At 63.0% G+C, this 4,253-nt stretch carries 3 protein-coding genes and 1 pseudogene; 1 reads left to right on the top strand and 3 read right to left on the bottom strand.

Translation table 11 applies throughout. The features are described 5' to 3' along the window. Both E8E75_RS12140 and E8E75_RS12145 read right to left on the bottom strand, forming a co-directional pair. Complete coding sequence (locus E8E75_RS12140; RefSeq protein WP_280358947.1) at nucleotides 1-1,650, bottom strand: cation acetate symporter; 1,650 nt, start codon at nucleotides 1,648-1,650, stop codon at nucleotides 1-3. Next, nucleotides 1,647-1,976 carry a DUF485 domain-containing protein gene (locus tag E8E75_RS12145; protein WP_280358951.1) on the bottom strand — a complete coding sequence of 110 codons (330 nt, stop codon included), beginning with the start codon at nucleotides 1,974-1,976 and terminating at the stop codon, nucleotides 1,647-1,649. The genes E8E75_RS12140 and E8E75_RS12145 overlap by 4 nt, the downstream gene beginning before the upstream one ends. A 324-nt stretch (nucleotides 1,977-2,300) precedes the next feature. Here E8E75_RS12145 and E8E75_RS12150 point away from each other — a divergent pair. After that, nucleotides 2,301-3,020, top strand: a pseudogene (locus tag E8E75_RS12150) (LysR family transcriptional regulator); the annotation flags it as partial. A 20-nt stretch (nucleotides 3,021-3,040) separates the two neighbouring features. Here the strand turns inward: E8E75_RS12150 and E8E75_RS12155 are convergent. Then, a protein-coding gene (locus E8E75_RS12155; protein WP_280358127.1) for an IS3 family transposase occupies nucleotides 3,041-4,191 on the bottom strand; the annotation gives its coding sequence in 2 pieces (ribosomal slippage) (nucleotides 3,041-3,957 and nucleotides 3,957-4,191; 1,152 coding nt in all). Between the last annotated feature and the right edge of the window lie 62 nt (nucleotides 4,192-4,253).

Raw genomic sequence — 4,253 nt, forward strand, 5'->3', positions numbered from 1 at the left:
TCAGTGGCTGCTGGCGGCGGCAGCCCCCAGGCCGGTCTGGGCGCGCACGAACTGGTCGTCATAGGCGGCGCGTTCGCGGCTGGCGCGGGCGCTGCGATCGAGTGTGGAGACGACGATGATCACCAGGAACGCCAGCGGCATGGAGAACAGCGCCGGCTGGTCGTAGGGGAACAGTGCCTTCTCATGGCCCAGCACGCCGACCCAGACGGCCGGTGCACAGATCACCAGGGCCAGGGCGCTCACCAGCCCGGTCAGCCCGCCCCAGAGGGCACCACGGGTGGTCAGGCCTTTCCAGTACATGGCCATGATCAGCACCGGGAAGTTGGCCGAAGCGGCGACGCCGAAGGTCAGGCCCACGAGGAAGGCGATGTTCATCTGCTCGAAGAGAATGCCCAGGCCGATTGCGACCAGGCCGATAGCCACGGTGGCGATGCGCGACACCCGCATTTCATCCTTCTCGCTGGCGTGCCCCTTTTTCAGCACAGAGGCATAGAGGTCGTGGGAGATGGCCGAGGCGCCCGCCAGGGCAAGGCCTGCAACCACGGCGAGGATGGTGGCGAAGGCTACGGCGGAGAGGAAACCGAGGAACAGGTTGCCGCCCACTGCCTGGGCCAGGTGCATGGCGACCATGTTGCCGCCGCCCACCAGGGCGCCACCCAGCTTGCCGTCGACGAAGTACTGCGGGTCGGTGCCGACGATCACGATCGCGGTGTAGCCGAGCACGCAGACCACCAGGAAGAAGAAACCGATGAAGCCGGTGGCGAACAGCACCGAGCGGCGGGCTTCCCTGGCATTGGGCACAGTGAAGAAGCGCATCAGGATGTGTGGCAGGCCGGCGATGCCGAACACCAGGCCGAGGGACAGCGAGACGGCACTGATCGGGTCGGCCAGCAAGGTACCGGGCCCCATGATCTTGACGCCGCTGGCGTGTACGGCGACCGCTCGCTCGGCCAGGTTCTCGAAGCTGAAGCCGAACTCGCTCATGGCCATCAGCACCAGTGCGGTGCCACCGGCCAGCAGCAGGACGGCCTTGGTGATCTGCACCCAGGTGGTGGCGATCATGCCGCCGAAGATCACGTAGACCAGCATCAGGACACCGACCACTACCACGGCCAGTTGATAGTCCAGGCCGAACAGCAGCTTGATCAGTTGGCCGGCGCCGACCATCTGCACGACCAGGTAGCAGCAGACCACGGTCAGCGAGCCGAGGGCGGCGAAGCTGCGAATGCGGGTCTGGTCCAGGCGGTAGGAGACGATGTCGGCGAAGGTGTAGCGGCCCAGGTTGCGCAGGCGCTCGGCCATCAGGAAGGTGACGATGGGCCAGCCGACGAAGAAGCCGATGATGTAGACGAAGCCGTCGTAGCCCTTGGCGAACACCAGGCTCGAAAGGCCCAGCAGGGTGGCCGCCGACATGTAGTCGCCGGCAATCGCCAGGCCGTTCTGGAAGCCCGAGATGCCACCGCCAGCGGTGTAGAAGTCGGCGGCGGAGCGGGTGCGGCGCGCGGCCCACCAGGTGATGGCCAGGGTGGCCAGGACAAAGACGAAGAACATGCCGATGGCATGCAGGTTGAGGGGTTGCTTCTGCGCCGTGATGGTGTCGGCGAAGCCGCTCAGCGGCGCGAGGGCAAGGAGGGCGAGGAGGGCTTTCATGCCTGACCCTCCGCGAGGATTTCCGCGCTCAGTGCATCGAAGCGGTTATTGGCGTGACGCACGTACCAGGCGGTCAGCAGCCAGGAAAGAACGATGATGGCGGCACCCAGCGGGATGCCGCGGCTGAGATGGCTGCCCTCGTAGAGCGGCAGGTGCAGCCAGCCGGGGACAAAGGCCACGAGCATGATGAACAGGTAGTAGACCGCCAGCACCAGGGCGCTGAGCGACCAGGCGAGAACGGCACGCTCCTGGGCCAGGCGCTGGAACTTCGGGTTGGCCATGATGCGAGCGCTGGCCGAGGTGTCGGGGGAGTGGTGAGGTGTCATATCGGGCTCCGCTTTAGTTGTTTTTGTCGTGCCTGTCGCCACCGCCTTTTTCAGGCGTGCAGCATTCCCGGCGGCGCCTCGGGAAGGCGTCGCCAAGTTCTTCGTCAGTGAGGTGTTCGTCAGTGACCGCGGCTCCCTCCGGGAGCCAGCAAATGGTGGGTGGAGCAAGGCGCGGGAAGGCCGGAAACCAGGCATGCGTTCATGCTGTCAGCCCTCCATTCCAGTGACCCGGCAAGCCGAGAAAAGCACTTGGCTACGGGACGATGGATGTGAGTATATGTAAGCATCCATCCATTAAAGAACAGGCAAAATATCCTGATGGACATGCAAAAAAATCCTAGTCCGGAACAGGTCAAATGGGACGACCTGCGATTCTTCCTGGAAGTCGCCCGAACCCGCACCGCAACCGGAGCTGCCCGCCGCCTTGGAGTCGACTACACCACCGTGTCGCGACGCGTTCGAGCCCTGGAGCAGGCGCTGGGTGCCTTGCTGTTCGAGAAGTCGCGCGCGGCTGGGTTTGTCCTGACGGTGGAAGGCCAGCGCCTGCTGAGCCATGCCGAGACCCTGGAAAGCACCTTGCAAGCCGCCTGTGAGCAGGTGTCGGGTACGCGCCTGGGGCTTTCCGGCCATGTGCGCATCGGCTGTACGGAGGGCTTCGGCTCCTATTTCGTGACGGCGCAGATGAGTCGTTTCCTCGAGCAGTATCCGCATATCTCGGTGGACATCCTCCCTGTCCCTCACTTCGTCAGCCTGTCGCGCCGCGAAGCGGACATCGCCATCACCCTGGAGCGGCCCGAGCGCGGTCCCTATGTCTGCTCCAAGCTCGCCGACTATCGCTTGCGCCTCTACGGCACGCCTGAGTACCTGGCCAGCCAGCCGCCGATCGAGACCCGCGAGGACCTTGCAAACCATCCCTTCATCACCTACGTCGAGGATCTGGCGTTCAGCCCAAAGCTGCTGTATCTGAATGACCTGCTGCCCGGAGCCATGAGCCAGCTTCGTAGCACGAGTGTCATCGCCCAGTACCAGGCGGCGTTGCAGGGGAGTGAATCGCCCCGGCTTTCCTAGACACTCTCCAAGCTCTGGAAATAGCGCTTTTCAAACTCCACTGGCGATAGCTGCATAGCGCTGCTGTGCCGGCGTTTGGCGTTATAAAACATCTCGATGTAATCGAACACATCACTGCGGGCTTCTTCGCGGGTGCCGTAGGTTTTCCGTCGGATGCGTTCCCGCTTCAGCAACTGGAAAAAGCTTTCTGCTACCGCGTTGTCGTGGCAGTTGCCGCGTCGACTCATGCTGCTGATCAGGTTGTTGGCCTTGAGGAAACTCTGCCAGTCCGAGCTGCTGAACTGGCTACCCTGGTCGGAGTGGATCATCACCTCCTGCCTGGGTTTCCGCCGCCAGACCGCCATCAGCAAGGCATCGATGGCTAGGTCGCTGCACATCCGTGGCTTCATCGACCAGCCAACCACCTGGCGTGAAAACAGATCCAGCACCACCGCCAAGTACAACCAACCCTCATAGGTGCGGATGTAGGTGATGTCAGTGACCCAGACCTTGTTCGGTTCGCTGACGTTGAACTGCCGCTCCAGGCGGTTGGGCGAGGCCACCGTCGGCTTGCCCCCGTAATAACCGGGGCGCCGACGATAGCCGGTCTGCGAGCGCAGCCCTTCTCCCCGCATCAGGCGAGCCACGCGGTGCCGGCCACAGCACTCCCCCAGCTCACGCAGGTCGTCGTGGATCTTGCGATAGCCGTAGACCCCGCCGCTTTCCAGCCAGGCATGTTTGATCAACCCGAGCAGACGCTGGTCTTCCTTCGCGCGTACGGATTTCGGCTCGGACAACCAGGCGTAGTAACCGCTGGGATGTACTTTGAGGGTCTGGCAGAGACGACGTACCGGGTACTCCACCGATAACTTGTTGATGACGGCGTACTTCAGCCGGACTCCTTGGCAAAGTACGCGGCGGCCTTTTTTAAGATGTCTCGCTCTTCGGTTACCCGCTTGAGTTCCGCACGCAGACGACGCAGTTCGGCCTGTTGATCATCTTCTTGCTGCCGCTGTTCCCGGGGCTTGCTGTAGCGCTTGATCCAGGCATACAGGCTGTGCACCGACATGCCCAACCGCGCTGCCACCTCGGCCACGGGAAGGCCGCGCTCGGTCACTTGCTTGACCGCTTCGATTTTGAATTCTTCGGGGTAACGCTGGTTGCTCATGGCACCTCCTAATGGGCCTCATTATGAGGCTTGGAGGTGTCTACGAAACTAGGGGCGATTCA

It is taken from the genome of Pseudomonas sp. BN606, from assembly GCF_029873115.1.
In the GTDB taxonomy this organism is placed as follows: Bacteria; Pseudomonadota; Gammaproteobacteria; order Pseudomonadales; family Pseudomonadaceae; genus Metapseudomonas.